The organism is Chryseomicrobium excrementi (assembly GCF_002798305.1).
GTDB classification, from domain to species: Bacteria; Bacillota; Bacilli; order Bacillales_A; family Planococcaceae; genus Chryseomicrobium; species Chryseomicrobium excrementi.
Genome location: NZ_PCGR01000004.1, coordinates 48,487 through 69,044 on the forward strand (window position 1 = coordinate 48,487; position 20,558 = coordinate 69,044).

The following is a 20,558-nucleotide window of genomic DNA, read 5'->3' on the forward strand; positions in this document are numbered from 1 at the left end:
TTATTTAATTACTTGACGTTCGCTTATTATTATTTTATAGTAAGTTACGTAAAGTAACCAGTTATTTATATTTTTTTAATCATATATCTTGATTTCGAAATAATAGCTCGGTATACTTTTAGACAATTCCAAAAACTAAGGAGAGATTGTAAAATGACAAAGTACACAGTTGACACAGCACACTCTAGCATCGGATTCTCAGTAAAGCACATGATGGTTTCTAAAGTTCGCGGAAATTTCAATGACTTTTCAGCAAACCTAGAAGGCAATGAACAAGATCTTTCTGGCGCAACAATTGAATTCACAATTGACGTAGCGTCTATCAATACAAACAACAACGATCGTGACAACCACTTACGTTCTGCCGATTTCTTTGATGTAGAAACATACCCATCTATCACGTTCAAAGCGACAGACATCCAGTCTAAAGGCGGCGACGAGTACAAAATCACGGGTGATCTAACAATTAAAGATGTAACAAAACCAGTTACCTTTGATGCAGAGTACGAAGGAAAAGGCACAAACCCATGGGGTCAAGAAGTCGTAGCCTTCTCTGCTGATGCAAAAATCAATCGTAAAGACTTCGGTTTAACTTGGAACCAAACTCTTGAGACTGGCGGCGTGTTAGTTGGCGAAGATATTAAGATTGATATTGAGTTGGAACTGAACCCAGCATAATTTAGATGTGGAGAACGCCGCTCTAGAAATTTCATCAAAACCAGGCGCACCAATTGAGGCGCACTTCGCCTCGGTTGGGGTGAATGGTTTTGATGGGGATTTCTGGCGTTCGCAACTCGATTGCTCTAGATGTGAAAACCGCCTTAAGAGACGACCATTCCGGTTGTCTCTTTTTTTGAAACTTTCTCCTGCGAATACCGTATAGATTACTAAACAAAGCAAAGGTGGAATGCACAATGTGGTGGATTGTCGCGATTGTAGCAATCGGGGTTGGTGCAAGTCTTGTAGAAAAATGGATGAAGCAACGCGTAAAGCTGGAAGAAATTCGTGCCTTATCTACAAAGGACGAATTAGCTCTCGAAAAACAACGCTATGAGAATTTTTTATTAGAAACCGAGAAGATGCGCTTGGAACTCGACTATAAACGTCAAGCTTTAAGTCACACAGCGGACCCAATCATAAACGAATTAGAAAAAGAGAAAGCTTAGTCTTAGACCAAGCCTTCTCTTTTTTTTAATACAACTTTCCTTGGCGGTACAATACTTCTGAGAGTCGTCCTACTGCATGAATAAACGCATTCTGACGGAGTGCAAAAGGATCTGCGTAATACTGAGGTAAAATCGTTTCCATCGTATGAGACATCTTTTCATACAGTTTTGTGAAGACTTCTTCCTCCGTGAAGAATTGAGTCTCTCGACCTTGTAACCATTCAAGATAAGAGACGATTACCCCTCCCGCGTTCGCTAAAATGTCAGGAATGATGACGACTCCATTTTTGGCTAGTTGTTCATCTGCTTCTTGCGTGATTGGCGCATTGGCTCCTTCTACAAGGATACGAGCTTTGATATCTTTCCAGTTGTCTTGATGAATTTGATCTTCAAGAGCAGCCAATACCAAGACATCGACATCCATGGTTAAAATCGCTTCACGTGATTCAATAGTGGCAACGACATTTAGTTCTCTTAATTGCTCTTCTTTTGTTGGCAGATCGCCTTTGTTCTTCGCCGTGAAGTCCACAAGTGCGGGAATATCCAGTCCGTCTGGATTCACCAATGTTACATTGCGGTCTGAAACTGCAATCACTTTGTTTTGTAGCTTTTGATCGCGGTACGCCTCTAGTGCCGTCACCGACCCTACATTACCAAATCCTTGCACGGCTACTGTCAATGGACGACCTGAGTGCTCGAGAGTCGTCTTTGCAAAGATGTTAGCATTGTTCTCAAGATTGGTTCTGTTCTTTTCAACGTAATCGTGAAGCAAATAACGCATTGTAAAATAAACTCCTTTTCCAGTTGCTTCACGACGTCCGAGAGAGCCACCATTGACCACACTCTTTCCTGTGAAACTCCCTAGATAAGGCTGGCCATGATTGATTTTCTTATACTCGGCCATCATCCAGTCCATCTCGCGTTCTCCTGAACCGACGTCTGGTGCAGGAATATCCTTGTCCGGTCCGATGATATCATTAAAATTCCGCACGTATTTGACGCATAGAGAATGCAGTTCCTTTTCACTCAGAGACCGAGGATCAATGACGATGCCACCTTTTCCTCCTCCATAAGGAACGTTGTGTAACGCATTTTTGAGAGTCATTAAAAAGGATAAGTTTACAACTTCGTGTTCATTAACGGATTCATGAAAACGAATACCGCCTTTATAAGGGCCAAGTGCATTATTATGTTGCACACGAAAAGCCGGGACACGGACAATTTGACCATTTTCAAGTGGCATACGTATGTAAGCCTTGTGGATTTGATTGGGAGTCGACAAGATGGCTTCCATAGAAGCAAAAGCCTTGGTCCGACTCTCGCCTTTACACACTGGTAAAAATTCGTCGCGTTCAAGTAATGCTTTCAATGCCTGTTTTACGATGGGATGGGATACTTCACTCATCCGAACACCTCCTAATATAATTGCTCTAAAAAACTATACCCCTCCGTATTTTTGCTAAACGGAGGGGCAGATGGAATTATTTAGTTTCCGGAGCGTCGTCTTCCCAACACTCGGTATTTTTTAGACCTGCAATATTTTTGGCATAAAACTGTGGATCCAGTCCGCGCTTCCGCTGTGCCACATAATCATCGAGCACTTGAGCAGCTAATTTACCAAGCAACAGAATGACCACGATATTGATGACAGCCATTAAGCCCATGAACAAGTCAGCCATATTCCAAACTAATTGAACTTTTGCTAGAGCTCCGAACATAACCATTGCTAGTACAAGAACACGATACCCTTGCAACCAGCCGCGATGTGCATTGATCAACTCAATATTTGTTTCACCATAATAGTAGTTTCCGATAACGGAACTGAATGCGAAGAAGATGATAGCAATGGCTACAAAGTAAGGAGCCCAGCTTCCCACATGATCCGCCAGTGAATTTTGCGTCAAGATGATCCCATCATCTGTAGCTGTCTTATAGAAATCAGATAGCAAGATGATAAATGCTGTCGCTGTACAAATCACGATAGTATCAAAGAAGACTCCCAAGCTTTGAACAAGCCCTTGTTTTGCCGGGTGAGATACGTTGGCAGTTGCCGCCGCATTTGGTACGGACCCCATCCCTGCTTCGTTTGAGAACAACCCACGACGAACACCTTGCATGATAGCGGCACCCACACCGCCACCAACAGCTTCTTCAAGACCAAATGCATGGCTAAAGATTAATGAGAAGAAGGCCGGAAGTTCGGACAGATTCGTCACGACTACAAATAAAGCAATCAAGATATAAAGTACAGCCATTACTGGTACGATAACCTGTGTCACTTTTACAATTCGATGTACTCCACCAAATATAATTACAGCTGTAAGGACTACAAGTGCTAACCCAATAACCCATGTCGGGATATTGAAGACATCATTTACAGAGACTGCAATCGTATTCGATTGAACGGAGTTGAAAATAAATCCAAAACTAAGCGTTAAGAGAACACTAAAAACTATGGCGATTTTACGCTGTCCTAAAGCTTTTTCCATATAGTACGCTGGACCACCGCGGAACTCGTCGCCATCTCGTACTTTATAGACTTGAGCAAGGGTACTTTCGACAAATGCTGTAGCCATCCCAATAATGGCAATCAGCCACATCCAGAACACGGCACCAGGCCCACCGATACCGATTGCCAGTGCTACTCCTGTGATGTTCCCTGTACCAACACGGGATGCTGTACTAATAGTAAATGCTTGGAATGCAGATACTCCCGTATCTGTTTCTTTCTTTTCGGTGATGACACGGAACATCTCACCGAACAAACGGAACTGAACAAACTTCGTACGAATTGAAAAATAAAGACCAGCACCGATTAAAAGAGCTATTAAAATGTACGTCCAAAGGTAGTTGTTTGCCCAGTCTACGAATGAATTCAACCATTCCATCCTATTTCCCCCTTTTTAGATGATATGTATCGTAATATACATACCCTAAAGGTAAAGGAGTGCAAACAAAAAAACCTGTAAAAAATACAGGTTTTCATAGATTACCACTCACATGAATCGCCTTCACAAGTTGCCCCTGCGCCACCGATTGTCTGAAGAGATGGTTTTAGTCCTTCTTCTTGCGCCACTTTCTCTAACGCTTCTTTGAATACTTCAATAGGTTGCGCTCCAGAGATGGCATATTTATTGTTGAGTACAAAAAATGGTACTCCTCGAATGCCGATTTGAGCTGCTTCCGTTTGATCAATCTGAATTTCCGGGAAAAATTGATTGCTAGACACTACTTCTTTAGCCTGCGCTGAATCTAAACCTACAGATGCCGCTAGTTCAGCTAATATAGCTGTGTCATTAATGTTCTTGCCATCGATGAAATAAGCATGTAATAAAGCTTCACCCAAATCATTGCCCTTCTGCTGCGTGTCTGCCCATTTAACAAGGCGGTGTGCACGAGCCGTGTTGGCAGGTTTTGCATTCTCGAAGTTGTACTCGAGACCCTCTGTCTTCGCTTGTTCGACAACATTATTCGTCATCGCTTTAGCCTGATCGATAGACGTATTGTACTTGCGAGCAAGAGACTCATAAATCGATTCTGTAACAACTTCAGGTGTACCGGCATCTAACTGATAACTTTTCAATTGAATTGTGGCTTGCCCTGCAAAGCCTGTCTCTTGTAACGCTCGCTCCAAGCGGCGTTTTCCGATATAACAAAACGGACAAACATAGTCTGACCAGATTGCGATTTCCATACAATCACCTCCTAGTCAGCATAAGTTGTCCGTTTGAAAAAATCAAAGATTTGAGCTTAGTTAGATAAAGCTTCTGTTAACGCTGGTACGACTTGCTTTTTCCGTGATACAACCCCATTTAAAACGGCCGTGTGGTTTGTGAATGTCACGTTGAATGCTTCTTCCGCTTTGTTTGCCATTTTCCCTAAAGCCAGGGCAACAGAGTCATTGTTCAAGATGTCTGTCACGACGAAGAAGAACAAGTCTAATTCTTTCTCAGAAATGCGGTTGTAGATGGCTTCTTCTAACAGCGCTTGGCGGTTTAACACATCTTGTGGATCGACAACATTGACTTGTGCGATTTCTACTTTATAATCGCCCATGCCAAACTCTTTCGCATCAAGACTCAGTAACTCTTCAATTGTTTTAGAAGAGACGTCGGCCCCTGCTTTCAACATGTTCAAGCCGTATTCTTGTGCATCGACACCTGCGATTGCCTCGAGTTCTTTTGCAGCTTTGATATCTTGCTCCGTGCATGTAGGAGATTTAAATAATAGTGAATCCGAAATGATAGCTGACAGCATAAGACCCGCCATGTTTTGTGGCACTTCGACTCCGTGCTCTTTAAAAAGCTTCAAGAGAATCGTAGCCGTACAACCAACTGGCTCTGCACGGTAATAAAGTGGATCTGCTGTCTCGAAGTTTGCGATGCGGTGATGGTCGACCACTTCTAGGATATGCGCGTCTTCGATTCCATCAATACTTTGTTGGAACTCATTGTGGTCCACTAAGATGACCGGTTGTTCTGCTTGTTCTAATGCTGTCACTAAACGTGGCGCCTCTACTTTAAACTGCTCGAGGGCAAACGCTGTTTCTTCTGTGACATCACCAAGACGAATCGCTTCCGCTTCGTGCCCTACTTGATTTTTTAAGTATGCATAGACGATAGCTGATGTAATCGAATCAGTATCGGGATTTTTGTGTCCAAGTACAACTGTTTTAGACATGACAAATGCCTCCTTGTAATAGTATTGCTTCTACAGTTTAGCATATTTTTTCCCAAATCGACATGTGCTTTTCCTTAGCATTCTCGTGCTATACTGAGAAAAAGTGAGTTCAGAAATAAAGGATGATGACTATGGCAAGAACTACAGAAGCGAAGTATCTCCCTCTCTATGATTTCTTTAAAAAAACCAATCAAAAAACCGTCAAGCTGACATTCGATCAGATGGAGGCTATTTTAGGTCAACCTCTTCCGAATGCAGCCTACTTAAGTCGGAGTTGGTGGAAGAAAAACAAGCCGCCTGCACAGCATTATTTTGCATGGAATGATAATGGCTACGGGATTAGTGAGATCGAGCTTAGCCAATACGTAATTTTTCAAAACTCAATTCATGAACACGAGACATCTGTAGAACCGGAAAAACAAGATATCTTAATTATTCGTGAAGCAGAAACGGAAGATGCTCGCGCTTTTATTCAACTACAAGAAGCCATTTATTCAGAGACCGACTTCATGCTTTACGGGAAGTCCGAGCAGAAGCAATCGGTCCAAGGAATTCGAAAGCGCTTAGAAGAATGGAAACTCGCTCGCAACTCAAATCTTTTCTTGGCCATTTTGAACGGCGAGTATGCAGGGTATTTGGTAGTCATAGGTGGTCCTTCTCCTCGCGCTTCGCACCGCGCCTCCATCGTCATTGGAGTGAAACAGCAGTTTTCGAATAAAGGTATTGCATCTACTCTTATGTACCACGGGGAGAACTGGGCAAAAGATGTGGGGATTGAAAAACTTGAACTGACCGTGATCAAAGAAAATGTCATTGCACAGAAACTCTACAATAAGCTTGGATTTGAGCTTGAAGGCACTCGAAAAAATGCACTTCGTATCCATGGGAACTATGTCGATGAATTTTATATGGGGAAGATGATTGATTGAAAAAAGACGTTCGGCGATTATTCGCTGAGCGTCTTTTTGGGTGTGCGGTATTTCGAAACATATGGGTTGTCCGTCTCCCAAAAGCGATACGGATAGTGCACGGCTTCACCGCTGTTATCGATTCCGATTCGGGGACCCGAAGAAATGGAGTATACGCTCCTTCCTTCGGCGATATATAAGGGTGGTTCATACCAGAGTGCACCATAATGTTCCATCGTGATTCCAAGAGCCTTTGTCAGTTTTCCCGGTCCATTCGTCCACTGCTTCATCGGCAACTTGTTGCGGTTTCGACTCATCAAGTCCTGACCTTCGACCGGCTCTAGTGCACGAATCAAAATGGCATGTGGGGCGTCGACTTCTTCTGCTACCACGTTGATGAGCGTGTGGGTATGCATCTGGTACGTATAGATGTGGCCAGGTTCTCTAAACATGACCTCAGTCCGCTTCGTTTTGCGGCCCCCAAAACTGTGTGCAGCCTGGTCAAGTGGCCCCATATAGGCCTCTGTCTCCACTATATAGCCGCTGATCACCCCTTCTTCTGTCTCATGGACGAGGAGTTTTCCAAGTAGTGCCTGCGCGAGATCGAGTGTAGGCAAGGTATAAAATTCTGGAGATAAACAGTTCATTTATAAAATCAGTCCCAGCTTCTTCGCTTCAAAGCGCAGCTCATCTCGGAAGTCAGGATGTGCAATGGCAATCAATTGTTCCGCTCGCTCTGAAAGAGGTCGCCCAAACATTTCGGCCACTCCATATTCAGTGACGATGTGATCGACGTCATTTTTATTTGTCGTCACGACGGACCCCGGTGCAAGCGCTACTTTAATTCGCGACATTTCTCCATTTTTAATGGTTGAGGACATCGTGATAAAGCCTTTTCCGTTCTTTGAAAAACGGACACCTCTTGCAAAGTCGGCTTGCCCTCCGGTAGAAGAGTAGTATCTCCCAGCAACCGTTTCACTTGCACATTGGCCGAACAAATCCACTTCAGTCGTCGCATTAATAGAGATCATGTTCTCTTCTTTTCCAATTTCACGCGGATCGTTGACGGTACTTACAGGCAGAAACTCAAGTGCCGGATTCCCGTTAATGAAGTCATAAAGACGCTGAGACCCATGAGCAAACGTGGCAATCATCTTTCCTTGGTTCGTGAATTTGCGCGTTCCGTCTACAGCGCCTGCTTCAACAAGATCAATAATTCCGTCTACAAACATCTCGGTGTGAATTCCTAAGTGACGATGTGTCTTCAACTGACTCACAACCGCATTAGGAATGCCTCCGATACCTATTTGAAGCGTATCTCCATCTTGGATGCGCTCTGCTACAAATGAGGCAATCTTCATATCCATTTCAGAAATCGGTGCTGGTTCATCACTGACAAGTGGCTGATGATTCACTACATAGCCCTCAACTTGACTAATGTGAATCTGATTTTGACCAAATGTACGAGGCATATGTTCGTTGACCTCAACAATGAAAGGCACTTTTCCTATAAACTCACTGACGATGTCCGCTTGTGTTCCCAGTGAAAAGTAGCCAAATTCATCTAGTGGCGAGACGACCGCCATGACCATCATGTTGCGGCTGACTTTCCGCAAGATGCGCGTCACTTCATGGAAATTGTTTGGCATCAGGTCTGTCATTCCTTGATGAAACTCCGCACGGTTCGCACCACTCAAAAAATAACTCATATGTTTTAAATGAGCAGTTGATTCATTCGCCATGTAAGATCGTTTTTTCAAAGGCAGAAGTTGATGAATCTTCACTTCTGAGAGTTTCTCTTGATGTGCTTCCAGGATGTCGAGCAAGCGATTAGGCTCCCCATTTGTCAGAGGAAACACGATATCTGCCTGGTTTGGAATCAAGTCAATAATTTGCTGTGCTGATAATTCTTTTGTCATCTTTCCACGTCCTTCACAAGTTTCACTAGACTTAGTGTAAACGAAACGCCAATGAAAAAAAAGAAAGCCACTGCCGAAGCAGTGACTACAGTGTATCTTTCAGTTCCTGTTGTTTCGTTTCTGTTCCTAAGAAAGCGACTGCCAAAACACCAATTACAATAGCTACACAGAAAATACCAAAGATCAGGCCGATCCCTTCTCCTGCAGCAACGAGCGAGCCGACTAGAAGAGGTCCGAGAATCCCACCAATGCGGCCTACACCCGCTGCCATTCCGGAGCCTGTTGCTCGAATGACAGTAGGATATTGTTCTGGTGAATAAGCATATAATGCTCCCCATGCCCCAAGATTAAAGAACGAAAGAAGCATACCAGAGATCATCAACATAGTAAGCGTCTCTGCCGAACCAAATACAGCAGCACTAGCAGCGGTACCTAGCAAATACGTGATTAAGACAAATTTTCTTCCCATTCGCTCAATTAACCAAGCCGCTGAAAAATAGCCAGGTAACTGAGCAAGTGTCATGATCAACACATATTGGAACGTTTTAATCAGCGTAAACCCTTTGAGAACCATCACAGAAGGCAACCATAAAAACATCCCGTAGTATGAGAACACAACAGTAAACCATAAAATCCATAGCATCAGCGTGCGCTTCCGGTAAACCGGTGCCCAGAGGTCTTTAACGTTTTGTAAAACGCTTCGTTTCACATTCTCCACATTTTCATAGCGAGGAGAATCCGGTAGCTTGATTCGTAAATAAATCGCATAAAAAGCAGGTAAAGCTGTCAATGCGAGGGCCCAGCGCCATCCATATTCAGGAATGACAAAGTAAGCAATCAGTGCGGCCAAAATCCAACCGACTGCCCAAAAACTTTCAAGTAACACGACTACTTTTCCACGCTCTTCTGCTGGAACTGATTCTGCTACTAATGTTGAAGCTACCGGTAGTTCTCCCCCAAGACCCATGCCTACCAAAAATCGTAGGATCATAAATACGGCCAATCCACCTGCTAATGCAGATGCACCAGATGCAAGAGTAAATAGCAAAAGTGTGATCATGAAGACATTTTTACGGCCAATTTTGTCTGCGATCAGTCCAAAGAACACGGCTCCAACAGCCATCCCTATCGAGTTCACACTACCAATCCAGCCCATCTGTTCTGGAGTCAAACTCCATTCAATTGCAAGTGCTGCAATGATAAAGGAAAGGATCCCTACATCCATTGCATCGAACATCCAACCCAGTCCCGCAATTCCTAACAATTTATTTCGCGAAATCGGCTTCTGCTGCGCTGAAATTGGTTTTTGTTGCGATATTGTTTCCATCTATCAAAACTCCTGTCTTTACACATGTACATAACATACATGAGTATACGCTTTTTTATTTGTTCTGACAATGAAAAGTTCCTGTTGAAATACAAGACGATGTCCTGTAGAATGTCCTTTATGAAAAGACATTTGTTTTCACTAAAAGAACAGAAGGGTGGCAGTTCCTATGACATATTCCGGTCTCCTACAACAGTACAAAAAGTTTCTCCCTATTACAGAAGCGACTCCAAAGCTTTCCTTATTAGAAGGGAACACCCCTCTTTTATATGCAGAAAATCTGTCTAAACAGTTAGGCATTGAGCTTTACTTAAAATTAGAAGGAGCCAATCCAACGGGTTCTTTTAAAGATCGCGGTATGGTGATGGCCGTAGCAAAAGCAAAAGAACAAGGAAGTACAGCAGTCATTTGTGCTTCTACAGGGAATACTTCGGCAGCGGCTGCTGCCTATGCAGCTCGTGCAGGAATGAAAGCCATCATTGTCATTCCTGAAGGAAAAGTAGCTGCAGGAAAACTGGCTCAGGCGTATATGTACGGAGCCGAAGTCATTCAAATCCAAGGTAATTTTGATCAAGCTCTTGAAATGGTACGCGCTATCAGTGAAACATCTCCAGTAACGTTGGTGAATTCAGTGAACCCTTACCGAATCGAGGGACAAAAAACAGCAAGTTTCGAGATTGTAGATGCACTCGGAAAAGCACCTGACATATTGGCTATCCCTGTTGGAAATGCAGGAAATATCACAGCTTATTGGAAAGGCTTTGTAGAATACAACGATCACTACTCAAGTGGCCTCCCTCAAATCTTTGGTTTCGAAGCTGAAGGTGCGGCAGCTATTGTAAAAGGCGAACCGATTGAACATCCCGAGACAATTGCTACAGCGATTCGAATTGGCAATCCTGCTTCCTGGAAAACAGCGGTTGAAGCGCGTGACGCATCAGGTGGTGTCATTGAAGCTGTGTCTGATGACGAGATGCTAACAGCCTATCAAGCACTCGCAAGTCAAGAAGGCGTCTTTGTAGAACCTGCTTCAAGTGCTTCTGTAGCTGGTGTTTTCCGAGCAGTCAAAGAACAGGCTATTGCTCCAGGCTCCACAGTAGTGGCTGTATTGACTGGAAATGGCCTAAAAGATCCACAGACTGCCATGGACTGCAAAGTGATTCGGCCTCGACAAATGCATTCTTCCGCTCCTGCACTGAACGAGTATTTACAGGAGGTGCTTCAACGATGACAGTCCGCATTCAAGTTCCCGGAAGTACAGCAAATCTAGGTCCGGGTTTTGATTCTATTGGAGTAGCTTTACCCTTTTACTTGAACGTTGAAGCCTCCTTGTCAACAAAATGGCAAGTAGGTCACATTGGTCCCAATCTGCCAGCGGTATCAGAAGTACTCGATCATCTAGTCATCAAGACAGCAATCGCTACGGCACGTCATTTCGGAAAAGAAATGCCTGCCTGTCAGTTGCTGCTGTCTAGTGACATTCCACTAACTAGAGGGCTAGGTAGCAGTGCCGCGGCAATTGTCGCTGCTATTTACTTAGCAAATGAGCTGGCAGAGCTTCAACTTTCTGAACAACAAATTATCAACTGGGCAAGTGAGCTCGAAGGACATCCCGATAATGTGGCGGCTAGCATCTTAGGTGGTTGTGTCATTACTGCTACGGCTGAAGCCGAAGTACTTGTTGTTCCGGTAGAGGCATCTCTACTGCACTGGTTAGTAGCCATCCCTCATGAAGAACTTAAGACGGAAGCAGCCCGTGAAGTATTGCCCTCCTCTTATAGTCGCCAACAGGCTGTTCAAGCAAGTGCTAGATCCAATGTTTTAGTAGCTGCACTCCACAGCGCAAAAAAAGAAACAGTTGGAGCTCTTATGGAGCTCGACTCGTTTCACGAGCCATACCGCCTCGAGTTAATTGACCATGCTTCAAGATACCGGCAGGTTGCGAAACAGGCGGGAGTCTATGGCACAGCGATCAGTGGAGCAGGTCCGACATTGATTTCACTTGTAGAACCAGGCTTTGATTATGAAGAACTTGCTTCTGCATTTCCTGCTTTAACATTTTATGTGGTTCCTACCTGCAGTGAAGGAGTTCGCTGTCTGCAAGCAGCGTCCCCTATAATCTAAAAAAGGTCCAACCCGTTGTGGTTGGACCTTCATACGTTATACAGAGAACAATACTAGACTTGCTGCCATCACCATCATGCCCGCAACGACACCATAAATCGAAGAATGCGTCTCATCAAACTCTTTAGCTGCCGGCAACAATTCATCCAGTGAAATAAACACCATGATTCCTGCCACCCCTGCAAAAATCACACCAAACATTAAATCTGATAAGAACGGCATTAAGATTAAGAAAGCCGCTATCGCACCTATCGGTTCAGCGAGTCCTGATAGAAACGATAATTTAAACGCTCGTTTTCGTGATCCTGTAGCATAGTAAATAGGAACTGCTACGGCAATACCCTCAGGAATATTATGAATCGCTACTGCTATAGCTATCGCAATCCCTAGATTTGGATCCGACATGGCAGACATAAACGTCGCGATTCCTTCAGGAAAATTATGAATCCCAATGGCTAACGCTGTAAACATTCCCATTTTCATGAGACGTGCATGTTCATGAGATGTCGGCTTTTCATCCATTGCTTCAACCGATTTTACTTCGTGTGGATTTCCAAGTGACGGTAAAAGGCGATCAATTAATCCAATAAACAACATCCCACCGAAGAATCCTACTAACGTCATCCAGTACCCATTGACATCACCTAGTTCGGCAACAAGTGCATCTTTTGCTTTAAAGAAGATTTCAACTAATGCCACAAAAATCATGACTCCTGCTGAAAACCCTAGTGCCATAGATAAAAACTTTTTATTTGTTCGAGATGTAAAAAAGGCAAGCAAACTTCCGATTCCGGTTGCTAGACCGGCAAAAACAGTTAGCCCCAAGGCAAAGAGAACATTCCCATCCATACAAATCATCCTACTTTTCTGTATTTTTAATTAGTATATGCGAAATGTTTCCTTTGCGCAACTTTTTTTGTCCAGCGAAATTTACTGCGTTATTTTTTGCAGATACTCTCCAATGGCCTTCCAGTCCAAGGAAACTTGTTCTCGAATTCTTGGATTGTAAAAGATTGCTGCTGGATGAAAAGTAGGAATAATCGTATAGCTTTGAGAAGTTTGAATAAAGTTTGAACTCTCAAGGTTTTCTAATTTGAAAATGGGCATATTTAGAAGTTCCCCGTGAATTTCAGAAACTTTATATGTAGGTCCAAGCAGTCTCTGCAACCCAACATTTCCTAAAGTAACAATTAGGACGGGATCCAGGTGCTCTATCTCATAATCAAGAATAGGTGCGTGAGCAATGACTTCTGGTTTCTTAGGTGCACGGTTGTATTTTTTGTTGATGACTTCCCCAGTTCTCAACCTCTTTTCCTTCCACTGGTAAGGGCGACTTCTTACAGGACTCGTCATATAGACATCTGCTCGAGTTAAACCAATTTGATCTAACGATTTTTCAAGCTCGACGCCGGCCCTTCCTACGAAAGGCTTTCCTTGGATGGCTTCATTTTCACCCGGAGCTTCTCCAATGAGCAGGAGTTTTGGCTTCAGTGGGCCTCCTCCACGAACAAACCCTTCAACGGGATAGGGTTCGATTCGCTGCTTCCCAAGTGCTACAAGCTCTTCTGGTATTTGAAATTCCATTTCCATGCCTCCTAGAACAAAACCCTTCTCAACTAAATCACGTTGAAAAGGGTTTTCGTTTTCTAAATTGCCGTTCTCTAATTTCATACCACCACATCACTGCAGCAAACCAAGCATATCCGATTGCCCATCCAGCCACTACATCTGAACCGTAGTGATGAATGTTTGCCACGCGGGATAACCCAATCAACAGTGCAAGCAACAGTGCAGCAGACCAAATTATGGCTTGGCGTTTCTTATCATAAGTATATTCAGTTAAAAAATACGCTAAGGTACATAAATAGATGATTCCTGCCATTGCATGTCCTGACGGAAAGCTAAAAGATAACAATTGTCCTTCCAATTCAGGTCGTTCCCGTTCGATCCATGTTTTCAAAAGCTGGTTCAGTACGCTTCCGCCACCTACAGCAAATAGAACAAATAACATGCCTCTATAATTCTTTTTAAATAGCCACAAATAAATGAGAAGAGCTAGTGAAATCACTATAACGGTGGGAGGATCTGCAAAGAAACTAAAGAAACCAATGACGATGTTTCCTTCAAAGATTTCACTAAACGTACGGTCTGTCCAGAGCTCTTCTTTATTCATATAGAAATAATACATGATGAAGAACAAAATTAGTGCCGCAACTCCCAGACCATATTTCCATTGTTTCATACCCTACACCACCCCTTTCTCTACTTGTTTATTACCCTATACTTCTTCAATTTAAAACGTATAGAGGCTGGGACAAAAACCAGCAAAGGGAGTTTCTCGTGTGATGAGAAACTCCCTTTTGTATGTTCTATTGTGTGTAGGGGAAGCGTTCCGCGGGCGCGGGCTGAGCCTCGGTCTCAGCTTCCGCTTTTAATCCCGCTGGAGTCACCCTACACAATTGTATGTCTGTTATCTTTAACTTCAATTGTGAAACTAGATGGTTTATGTCCCAGCCTCTTGATTTAAATGGCAGACCTTACATAATACACATCCTGAGAGCCTGCGAGTATATAATCCGGCTTTGGAGTTCCTTCCTTTGCTTTCTTCTTATGGCCAGCAATATGTTCCGGGCTCTTCTCCCAATTCTTCCAGTCTTCTTCGCTTTTCCACTTAATCAACACAAGCACCGTTTCTTCTCCTCTGCGGACTTTTTTCACTAAGACTTCTTTAGATAGAAAGCCGGGCTGTTGGTCAATCAGACCAGTTCCACTAAAACGCTCTACTACAAGATCACTAGTGCCTTCTTTAACAGTAAGCTGTTTTATTTGATAAAACATCTCTTACATCCCCTTCTTCATATCTTCAATCATGATGCGCATGGAATCCAAACCGCCACCAGCTAGATACCATGCAGAAGGATCTACATAAATTATTTTCCCATTCTTATAAGCATTCGTTTTTTGAACAAGTTCATTCTCAAAATCTGTATTTGCATAAGCACCTTCTTCGAATGCCATGCTACGATCCAGAACAAATAGAATGTCGGGGTTTGTTTCAGCTAAATACTCGAATGATACACTTTGTCCATGAGTGGAAACTTCTAAATTCTCATCTGCTGCATTGTACCCAAATACATCAAAAACTGTTCCAAAACGTGACCCAGGACCAAACGCACTTACTTTTCCTTCATTCACCATAACAAATGAAGTTTTGCCTTCAACAGACTCCAAGTCTTTCGCGATAGTAGCTACTTCTTCTTTTACTGCTTGAAGTTCTGTTGCCATCTCTTGTTCTTTCCCAAATAATTCACCAAGTAATGTCATATTCGTCTCAAATGAATTCATGTAATCTAATGTATCCAGACCCATGTAGACCGTCGGAGCAATTTCTTCAAATTCAGGATACAGATCCGCTTGTCGAGCAGAAATAATAATTAAATCAGGTTGCATAGCATGGATAGCTTCAAAATCAGGTTCTTTTAGTGAGCCTACATTTGTATACTCAGACCCTGCATATTCTTCTAAGTAAGGAGGAATCGCAGCTTGTGGAACTCCAGCAACTTCAACATCCAATTTACTTAAAGCGTCCAAGATGCCGAAATCAAAAACTACAACTGTTTCAGGTTTTTCTTCAAGAACTGTTTCACCTAGTTCATGATTAAGTGTCATAGGGAATGCAGTTTCCGCCGAGCTTCCTGTAGATGTTTCTTTTGTTTCTGTTGCTTCTGCCTCTGCTTCATTTGCTAATTGTTCCTTGTCACCACATGCTACTAACAATGTAATAACTAGCACTGTTAGTAAAGCTGCTATCCATTTTTTCATTTTAGTTCTCTCCTTTAGATTATGAGTTAAAGTACACACAGATTCGACAATTATCCATTTGCTGGATAGGAATATCCATATCGTATATTTCTTTTAATGCAGAGGATTCTATAATCAGTTCGGTCGGCCCTTCACGAACGACCTCTCCATTTTTCATAGCAACTATGTAATCAGAGTACACAGAAGCAAAATTAATATCATGAAGCACAATCACAACTGTTTTTCCAAGTTCATTGACAAGCCTGCGGAGTATTTTCATGATTTGAACCGAATGCTTCATATCTAAATTGTTGAGCGGCTCATCCAGTAAGATGTATTCGGTGTCCTGCGCAATGACCATTGCGATAAATGCTCGCTGACGCTGACCACCTGAAAGTTCGTCTAAATAGTCATCTTCCAGCTCCTGAAGCCCCATATATTCAATCGCTTGGTCTACAAATGTCTCATCTTCTGCTGTCAATCTCCCCTTAGAGTAAGGAAATCGGCCAAAGCTGACGAGCTCTCTCACAGTCAACCGGACGTTCATAAAATTAGACTGCTTTAAAATAGAGACCTTTTTAGCAAAGTCATTGGATTTCATTTTCTTCACGGAAGTTGCATCAACAAGCACTTCACCAGAATCTGCATCCATTAACTTACTGACCATTGATAGAAGAGTTGATTTTCCTGCTCCGTTTGGACCGATAAAAGAAGTAATTTTGCCACGCTGGATAGTTGTGTACACTTCTTTCACGACTTGCTTTTTGCCATAAAATTTAGTCAGAGCTTTTACTTGGATCATTTCGACCGACTCTCCTTTAGTAGTAAGTAGATAAAGTAGATGCCACCGATAAAGTTAATGATGACACTCAGTGTCGTGGAAAATTGAAAGACTCGCTCTACTAGAAACTGACCGCCAACTAAAGCCACGAAACTCATTAACATAGCGGAAATTACGAGCACGTTATGCTTATAGGACTTCATAAATTGATACGAGAGATTTGCAACAATTAAGCCAAAGAATGTGATTGGTCCTACTAATGCAGTCGAAATGGCGATTAAAACTGCAGAAACAATAAGCATCTTCCGTACTAGACCATCGTAGGGAACGCCTAAATTAATGGCCGTATCTCTTCCAAGGCCGACTACATCTAAGTAGGGATGTGACCGCCAACTCCAGATCAAGACTAGAGCGGTAAGTATAAGAGCAATCCATACAAGGTCCGTACCGACATTGTTAAAACTTGCAAACATGCGGTCTTGAACTCGTAAAAACTCGTTAGGATCGATCAGTACTTGCATAAATGTAGAGATACTACCGAAAAATGTTCCAATTACAATGCCAACTAACAGTAAGAAGTAAATCGGTTGATTCCCTTTTCGAAACAGGAGCTGATAAAGCAAAAGAGCAAATCCAATCATCAATGCGGTCGATAGAAAGAAATTGACTTGTTTATTGATAAGAGCAATATGCGTGCTACCTAACATAAAAATCAGAGCAGTTTGCAGTAGTTGGTATAACGAATCCAGCCCCATAATACTTGGTGTCAAAATGCGGTTATGCGTAATCGTTTGAAATACTACGGTTGCATAGGCAATTGCGGCTCCCGTAATCAGCATGGCTACTACTTTTACTCCACGTCTCGGCAACGCATAACTGAAACTACCATTTAAGTCATAAAACAGATACAGCGCAATGAAGAGGCCACTGATTGCTGTCATCAGTACCAATTTTGTTCGGTTACGCATGACGTTTCCCCCTCCATAACAGATAAAGGAAGATACCGCTTCCTAACACGCCGACCATCAGACTGATAGAGATCTCATATGGGAAAATGATTACACGGCCTAATACATCCGCAAAGAGTAAGAAGCTCGCTCCTAGCAGCGCGGTTTGTGGCAATGTTTTGCGGAGGTGGTCTCCGTTAAACAAAGAAACGATGTTCGGTATGATCAACCCCAGGAAAGGAATCATGCCGACGGTCAACACGACAGTTGCTGTGATCAAAGCAACCAACACCAAGCCAAGATTGACCACTCGTTTGTAGGACATGCCTAAGTTCTTTGAAAAATCCTCCCCCATTCCCGCCACTGTAAATTTGTTTGCGTACAGATAAGCAAGCAATAATACGGGAATACTTATGTACAACAATTCATAGCGCCCTTTCATCATTAAAGAAAAATCGCCTTGAAGCCAAGCAGACATGTTCTGAATGACGTCTGCCTTATATGCAAAGAACGTCGTAATCGACGATAAGATATTTCCAAACATCATTCCAATGAGTGGAATAAAAATAGCGTCTTTGAACTTGATCCGATCCAGAAGCTGCATGAACAAAAACGTTCCTGCTAGTGCAAATAAAAATGCGACCACCATTTTCTCGACCATGGATGCATTCGTAAAGAGCAGCATCGATACCAAAATTCCTAAACGCGTTGCGTCAAGCGTGCCTGCTGTTGTTGGAGATACAAACTTGTTTCGACTGAGTTGTTGCATGATTAACCCCGCAATACTCATACCGGCACCTGCTAGCAAGATGGCGACAAGTCGTGGAACACGACTAATTAAGAAAATTTGCGTCTCTTCTGACTTCACGTCGAGCAAGTCCATTGGTGTGATGTGACTCACGCCAATGAAGAGCGATAGGATAGCTAATCCTAAAGTCAGTAGGATCATGTAACGGATTTTCAGCATATGCTTCCCCAATCTCATTCTCATTTGCATCCATTGATAATCATTATCAATGATACGATAGTAGTATAGCATTACGTCTTATGGCAGTGTCAAGATAAAAATGAAAATCATTCTCAATTAAATTTTCATCGACATTTTCGTTTACTTCGCTATACTAAATAGTATTGAGGAAAGGAGATTCCTAGATGCTACGTAAATTCTTTAGTTACTACAAGCCTCACAAAAGGCTTTTTATCATTGATTTTTCAAGTGCTGTCTTTGTCGCACTACTGGAATTAGCCTTTCCAGTGGCGGTCCAGTGGTATATTGATGACCTCCTCCCAGAAGGAAATTGGTCCTTGATCATCCAAACGAGTATCCTGCTTCTACTGGTCTATATGTTGAGTACAGTTATGCAATTTGTCGTCAACTATTTGGGCCACAAACTCGGCATCAACATCGAGACGGACATGCGGCGGGAATTGTTTAACCATGTACAAAAGCAGTCCTTCCGTTTCTTTGACAATACAAAAACAGGACATATCATGAGCCGTATCACCAATGACTTGTTCGACTTGGGAGAACTAGCCCACCATGGTCCTGAAGATATTTTTATCGCAGTGATGACATTGATCGGAGCCTTCTTGATCATGTTCAACATTCATCCGGAACTCGCTATCATTGCAATTGTCATGGTTCCCTTCCTTTCCATCGTGGCTACCTATGGAAACATTCAAATGAACAAAGCTTGGAAGCGCATGTATGGCAAGATTGCAGACGTCAATGCTCGCGTCGAAGACAGTGTATCAGGCGTCCGAGTCGTTCAATCGTTTACAAATGAACAGTTTGAAATGAACCGATTCCAAAAGGATAACGGAGAGTTTCGTTTAGCAAAGCTCCGTGCCTATAAAGTCATGGCAGGCACGCATTCAAGCATCTTTATGATGACTCGTTTTGTAACTCTTGTCGTTCTTGTGGTGGGTTCTTGGTATACATTGAACGGAGATTTATCTTACGGAGAATTTGTGAGCTTTGTATTGTTCGTGAACGTGCTCATCAAGCCTGTGGACAAAATCACCGCTTTGCTAGAGCTGTATCCAAAAGGAATGGCTGGATTTAAACGCTTCATGGAATTGATTGAACAAGAGCCAGAAGTGCAAAACCTCCCGCATGCAAAGCCAGCTCCTGCGTTAAAAGGAGATATCGAATTTACCGAAGTTTCATTCCGCTATGACGATCACAAATCGGTGCTGGAGAACATCAACCTTTCAATTCCTGCTGGTGAAACTGTAGCCTTTGTAGGACCATCTGGTGCTGGAAAGACGACTATCTGTTCCTTGATTCCACGTTTCTATGACGTAAATGAAGGCGAGATTTCAATCGACGGGATTCCGATTCGAGATATGACGACAGAATCCTTACGTCACCAAATTGGAATCGTGCAACAGGATGTATTCTTGTTCACAGGAACGATTCGCGAGAATATTGCTTATGGAAATTTGGCAGCAACTGATGAGGAAATCATGGCGGCTGCTAAGAAAGCACATCTTGAGGAATTTGTTTCAAGTCTTCAAGACGGCTATGAGACGCAAATCGGGGAACGTGGATTGAAATTATCCGGAGGTCAAAAGCAACGCTTAGCAATTGCTCGGATGTTCCTAAAAAATCCTCCGATTTTAATCTTGGATGAAGCGACTTCAGCCTTAGATACCGCAACAGAGCAAATCATTCAAACTTCGCTAGCTGAACTAGCGGAAAACCGGACGACGCTCATCATCGCACACCGACTTGCAACGATTCGTGATGCCGATCGCGTAGTGGTGGTAACTGAGAATGGTATTGAAGAGCAAGGCACTTATGATGAACTAGTAGCCTATGGCGGCGTATTTGCCACACTTCACAACAGTCAATACCGCGAGTCCAAGCTGGGGATTACAAAGTAAAATAAAATCGCGACCA

At 42.9% G+C, this 20,558-nt stretch carries 21 protein-coding genes; 6 read left to right on the plus strand and 15 right to left on the minus strand.

Annotated elements, in window-relative coordinates:
* The first annotated feature begins 153 nt into the window (after nucleotides 1–153).
* Both CQS04_RS11250 and CQS04_RS11255 read left to right on the plus strand, forming a co-directional pair.
* The gene (locus CQS04_RS11250) at nucleotides 154–678 is read left to right on the plus strand and encodes a YceI family protein (protein WP_100354221.1); all 525 of its coding nucleotides are present in this window, start codon (nucleotides 154–156) and stop codon (nucleotides 676–678) included.
* A 236-nt stretch (nucleotides 679–914) separates the two neighbouring features.
* The gene (locus CQS04_RS11255; RefSeq protein ID WP_100354222.1) at nucleotides 915–1,166 is read left to right on the plus strand and encodes a hypothetical protein; all 252 of its coding nucleotides are present in this window, start codon (nucleotides 915–917) and stop codon (nucleotides 1,164–1,166) included.
* A gap of 25 nt (nucleotides 1,167–1,191) precedes the next feature.
* On the opposite strand, the gene CQS04_RS11260 is transcribed toward CQS04_RS11255, so the two are convergent.
* The 4 genes from CQS04_RS11260 to CQS04_RS11275 form a co-directional block, all read right to left on the minus strand.
* The gene (locus CQS04_RS11260) at nucleotides 1,192–2,571 is read right to left on the minus strand and encodes a Glu/Leu/Phe/Val family dehydrogenase (protein WP_100354223.1); all 1,380 of its coding nucleotides are present in this window, start codon (nucleotides 2,569–2,571) and stop codon (nucleotides 1,192–1,194) included.
* A gap of 76 nt (nucleotides 2,572–2,647) precedes the next feature.
* Complete coding sequence (locus CQS04_RS11265) at nucleotides 2,648–4,054, minus strand: alanine/glycine:cation symporter family protein (protein WP_100354224.1); 1,407 nt, start codon at nucleotides 4,052–4,054, stop codon at nucleotides 2,648–2,650.
* Nucleotides 4,055–4,155: 101 nt separating this feature from the next.
* Entirely contained in the window at nucleotides 4,156–4,860 is a 705-nt protein-coding gene (locus CQS04_RS11270) for a DsbA family oxidoreductase (RefSeq protein ID WP_100354225.1), read from the minus strand.
* A 56-nt stretch (nucleotides 4,861–4,916) separates the two neighbouring features.
* The gene (locus tag CQS04_RS11275; protein ID WP_100354226.1) at nucleotides 4,917–5,846 is read right to left on the minus strand and encodes a manganese-dependent inorganic pyrophosphatase; all 930 of its coding nucleotides are present in this window, start codon (nucleotides 5,844–5,846) and stop codon (nucleotides 4,917–4,919) included.
* Nucleotides 5,847–5,977: 131 nt separating this feature from the next.
* On the opposite strand from CQS04_RS11275, the gene CQS04_RS11280 reads away from it, so the two are divergent.
* Nucleotides 5,978–6,775, plus strand: a complete 798-nt coding sequence (locus CQS04_RS11280) for a GNAT family N-acetyltransferase (protein WP_165775525.1) — start codon at nucleotides 5,978–5,980, stop codon at nucleotides 6,773–6,775.
* Nucleotides 6,776–6,792: 17 nt separating this feature from the next.
* Here the strand turns inward: CQS04_RS11280 and CQS04_RS11285 are convergent, their stop codons facing one another.
* The 3 genes from CQS04_RS11285 to CQS04_RS11295 all read right to left on the minus strand — a co-directional run bounded on the left by CQS04_RS11285 (nucleotide 6,793) and on the right by CQS04_RS11295 (nucleotide 10,000).
* On the minus strand, nucleotides 6,793–7,401 hold the full coding sequence (locus CQS04_RS11285) for a DNA-3-methyladenine glycosylase (protein ID WP_100354228.1): 609 nt from the start codon (nucleotides 7,399–7,401) through the stop codon (nucleotides 6,793–6,795).
* Nucleotides 7,402–8,673, minus strand: a complete 1,272-nt coding sequence (locus tag CQS04_RS11290) for an acetyl-CoA hydrolase/transferase family protein (RefSeq protein WP_100354229.1) — start codon at nucleotides 8,671–8,673, stop codon at nucleotides 7,402–7,404.
* A gap of 85 nt (nucleotides 8,674–8,758) precedes the next feature.
* A complete protein-coding gene (locus CQS04_RS11295; RefSeq protein WP_100354230.1) occupies nucleotides 8,759–10,000 on the minus strand; it encodes an MFS transporter in 1,242 nt (413 codons plus the stop codon).
* 169 nt (nucleotides 10,001–10,169) lie between these two features.
* On the opposite strand from CQS04_RS11295, the gene thrC reads away from it, so the two are divergent.
* Together thrC and thrB are read left to right on the plus strand one after the other, a co-directional pair.
* Nucleotides 10,170–11,231: a threonine synthase gene (gene thrC / locus CQS04_RS11300; RefSeq protein ID WP_100354231.1), complete on the plus strand. Its 1,062-nt coding sequence runs from the start codon at nucleotides 10,170–10,172 to the stop codon at nucleotides 11,229–11,231.
* Nucleotides 11,228–12,124, plus strand: coding sequence for a homoserine kinase (gene thrB, locus CQS04_RS11305; protein ID WP_100354232.1), 897 nt, complete (start codon nucleotides 11,228–11,230; stop codon nucleotides 12,122–12,124). The genes thrC and thrB overlap by 4 nt, the downstream gene beginning before the upstream one ends.
* A 36-nt stretch (nucleotides 12,125–12,160) precedes the next feature.
* On the opposite strand, the gene zupT is transcribed toward thrB, so the two are convergent.
* The 8 genes from zupT to CQS04_RS11340 all read right to left on the minus strand — a co-directional run bounded on the left by zupT (nucleotide 12,161) and on the right by CQS04_RS11340 (nucleotide 18,617).
* Nucleotides 12,161–12,973 carry a zinc transporter ZupT gene (zupT, locus tag CQS04_RS11310; protein WP_100354233.1) on the minus strand — a complete coding sequence of 271 codons (813 nt, stop codon included), beginning with the start codon at nucleotides 12,971–12,973 and terminating at the stop codon, nucleotides 12,161–12,163.
* An 81-nt stretch (nucleotides 12,974–13,054) separates the two neighbouring features.
* Nucleotides 13,055–13,708: a uracil-DNA glycosylase gene (locus CQS04_RS11315; protein ID WP_100354234.1), complete on the minus strand. Its 654-nt coding sequence runs from the start codon at nucleotides 13,706–13,708 to the stop codon at nucleotides 13,055–13,057.
* A 37-nt stretch (nucleotides 13,709–13,745) separates the two neighbouring features.
* A complete protein-coding gene (locus CQS04_RS11320) occupies nucleotides 13,746–14,366 on the minus strand; it encodes a phosphatase PAP2 family protein (protein ID WP_100354235.1) in 621 nt (206 codons plus the stop codon).
* Nucleotides 14,367–14,647: 281 nt separating this feature from the next.
* Complete coding sequence (locus CQS04_RS13895) at nucleotides 14,648–14,962, minus strand: antibiotic biosynthesis monooxygenase family protein (protein WP_174688400.1); 315 nt, start codon at nucleotides 14,960–14,962, stop codon at nucleotides 14,648–14,650.
* A gap of 3 nt (nucleotides 14,963–14,965) precedes the next feature.
* Nucleotides 14,966–15,946, minus strand: a complete 981-nt coding sequence (locus CQS04_RS11325) for a siderophore ABC transporter substrate-binding protein (RefSeq protein WP_174688401.1) — start codon at nucleotides 15,944–15,946, stop codon at nucleotides 14,966–14,968.
* 19 nt (nucleotides 15,947–15,965) lie between these two features.
* Complete coding sequence (locus tag CQS04_RS11330) at nucleotides 15,966–16,727, minus strand: iron ABC transporter ATP-binding protein (RefSeq protein ID WP_100354236.1); 762 nt, start codon at nucleotides 16,725–16,727, stop codon at nucleotides 15,966–15,968.
* Nucleotides 16,724–17,674: an iron chelate uptake ABC transporter family permease subunit gene (locus tag CQS04_RS11335; protein WP_100354237.1), complete on the minus strand. Its 951-nt coding sequence runs from the start codon at nucleotides 17,672–17,674 to the stop codon at nucleotides 16,724–16,726. Before CQS04_RS11335 ends, CQS04_RS11330 begins: the two co-directional genes overlap by 4 nt.
* Entirely contained in the window at nucleotides 17,667–18,617 is a 951-nt protein-coding gene (locus CQS04_RS11340) for an ABC transporter permease (protein WP_100354445.1), read from the minus strand. Before CQS04_RS11340 ends, CQS04_RS11335 begins: the two co-directional genes overlap by 8 nt.
* Before the next feature lie 188 nt (nucleotides 18,618–18,805).
* Here CQS04_RS11340 and CQS04_RS11345 point away from each other — a divergent pair, with 188 nt between their 5' ends.
* Nucleotides 18,806–20,542: an ABC transporter ATP-binding protein gene (locus CQS04_RS11345; RefSeq protein ID WP_100354238.1), complete on the plus strand. Its 1,737-nt coding sequence runs from the start codon at nucleotides 18,806–18,808 to the stop codon at nucleotides 20,540–20,542.
* Nucleotides 20,543–20,558 lie beyond the last annotated feature (16 nt).

Bases quoted from the DNA above. Each gene is read 5' to 3' on its own strand.
- CQS04_RS11345 (WP_100354238.1), top strand. From the start codon at position 18,806: ATGCTACGTAAATTCTTTAGTTACTACAAGCCTCACAAAAGGCTTTTT.
- CQS04_RS11290 (WP_100354229.1), bottom strand. From the start codon at position 8,673: ATGACAAAAGAATTATCAGCACAGCAAATTATTGACTTGATTCCAAAC.
- CQS04_RS11280 (WP_165775525.1), top strand. From the start codon at position 5,978: ATGGCAAGAACTACAGAAGCGAAGTATCTCCCTCTCTATGATTTCTTT.
- thrB (WP_100354232.1), top strand. From the start codon at position 11,228: ATGACAGTCCGCATTCAAGTTCCCGGAAGTACAGCAAATCTAGGTCCG.
- CQS04_RS11335 (WP_100354237.1), bottom strand. From the start codon at position 17,674: ATGCGTAACCGAACAAAATTGGTACTGATGACAGCAATCAGTGGCCTC.
- CQS04_RS11315 (WP_100354234.1), bottom strand. From the start codon at position 13,708: ATGGAATTTCAAATACCAGAAGAGCTTGTAGCACTTGGGAAGCAGCGA.
- CQS04_RS11255 (WP_100354222.1), top strand. From the start codon at position 915: ATGTGGTGGATTGTCGCGATTGTAGCAATCGGGGTTGGTGCAAGTCTT.
- CQS04_RS13895 (WP_174688400.1), bottom strand. From the start codon at position 14,962: ATGTTTTATCAAATAAAACAGCTTACTGTTAAAGAAGGCACTAGTGAT.
- CQS04_RS11260 (WP_100354223.1), bottom strand. From the start codon at position 2,571: ATGAGTGAAGTATCCCATCCCATCGTAAAACAGGCATTGAAAGCATTA.
- CQS04_RS11325 (WP_174688401.1), bottom strand. From the start codon at position 15,946: ATGAAAAAATGGATAGCAGCTTTACTAACAGTGCTAGTTATTACATTG.
- CQS04_RS11265 (WP_100354224.1), bottom strand. From the start codon at position 4,054: ATGGAATGGTTGAATTCATTCGTAGACTGGGCAAACAACTACCTTTGG.
- CQS04_RS11295 (WP_100354230.1), bottom strand. From the start codon at position 10,000: ATGGAAACAATATCGCAACAAAAACCAATTTCAGCGCAGCAGAAGCCG.
- CQS04_RS11320 (WP_100354235.1), bottom strand. From the start codon at position 14,366: ATGAAACAATGGAAATATGGTCTGGGAGTTGCGGCACTAATTTTGTTC.
- zupT (WP_100354233.1), bottom strand. From the start codon at position 12,973: ATGGATGGGAATGTTCTCTTTGCCTTGGGGCTAACTGTTTTTGCCGGT.
- CQS04_RS11270 (WP_100354225.1), bottom strand. From the start codon at position 4,860: ATGGAAATCGCAATCTGGTCAGACTATGTTTGTCCGTTTTGTTATATC.
- thrC (WP_100354231.1), top strand. From the start codon at position 10,170: ATGACATATTCCGGTCTCCTACAACAGTACAAAAAGTTTCTCCCTATT.
- CQS04_RS11275 (WP_100354226.1), bottom strand. From the start codon at position 5,846: ATGTCTAAAACAGTTGTACTTGGACACAAAAATCCCGATACTGATTCG.
- CQS04_RS11285 (WP_100354228.1), bottom strand. From the start codon at position 7,401: ATGAACTGTTTATCTCCAGAATTTTATACCTTGCCTACACTCGATCTC.
- CQS04_RS11330 (WP_100354236.1), bottom strand. From the start codon at position 16,727: ATGATCCAAGTAAAAGCTCTGACTAAATTTTATGGCAAAAAGCAAGTC.
- CQS04_RS11250 (WP_100354221.1), top strand. From the start codon at position 154: ATGACAAAGTACACAGTTGACACAGCACACTCTAGCATCGGATTCTCA.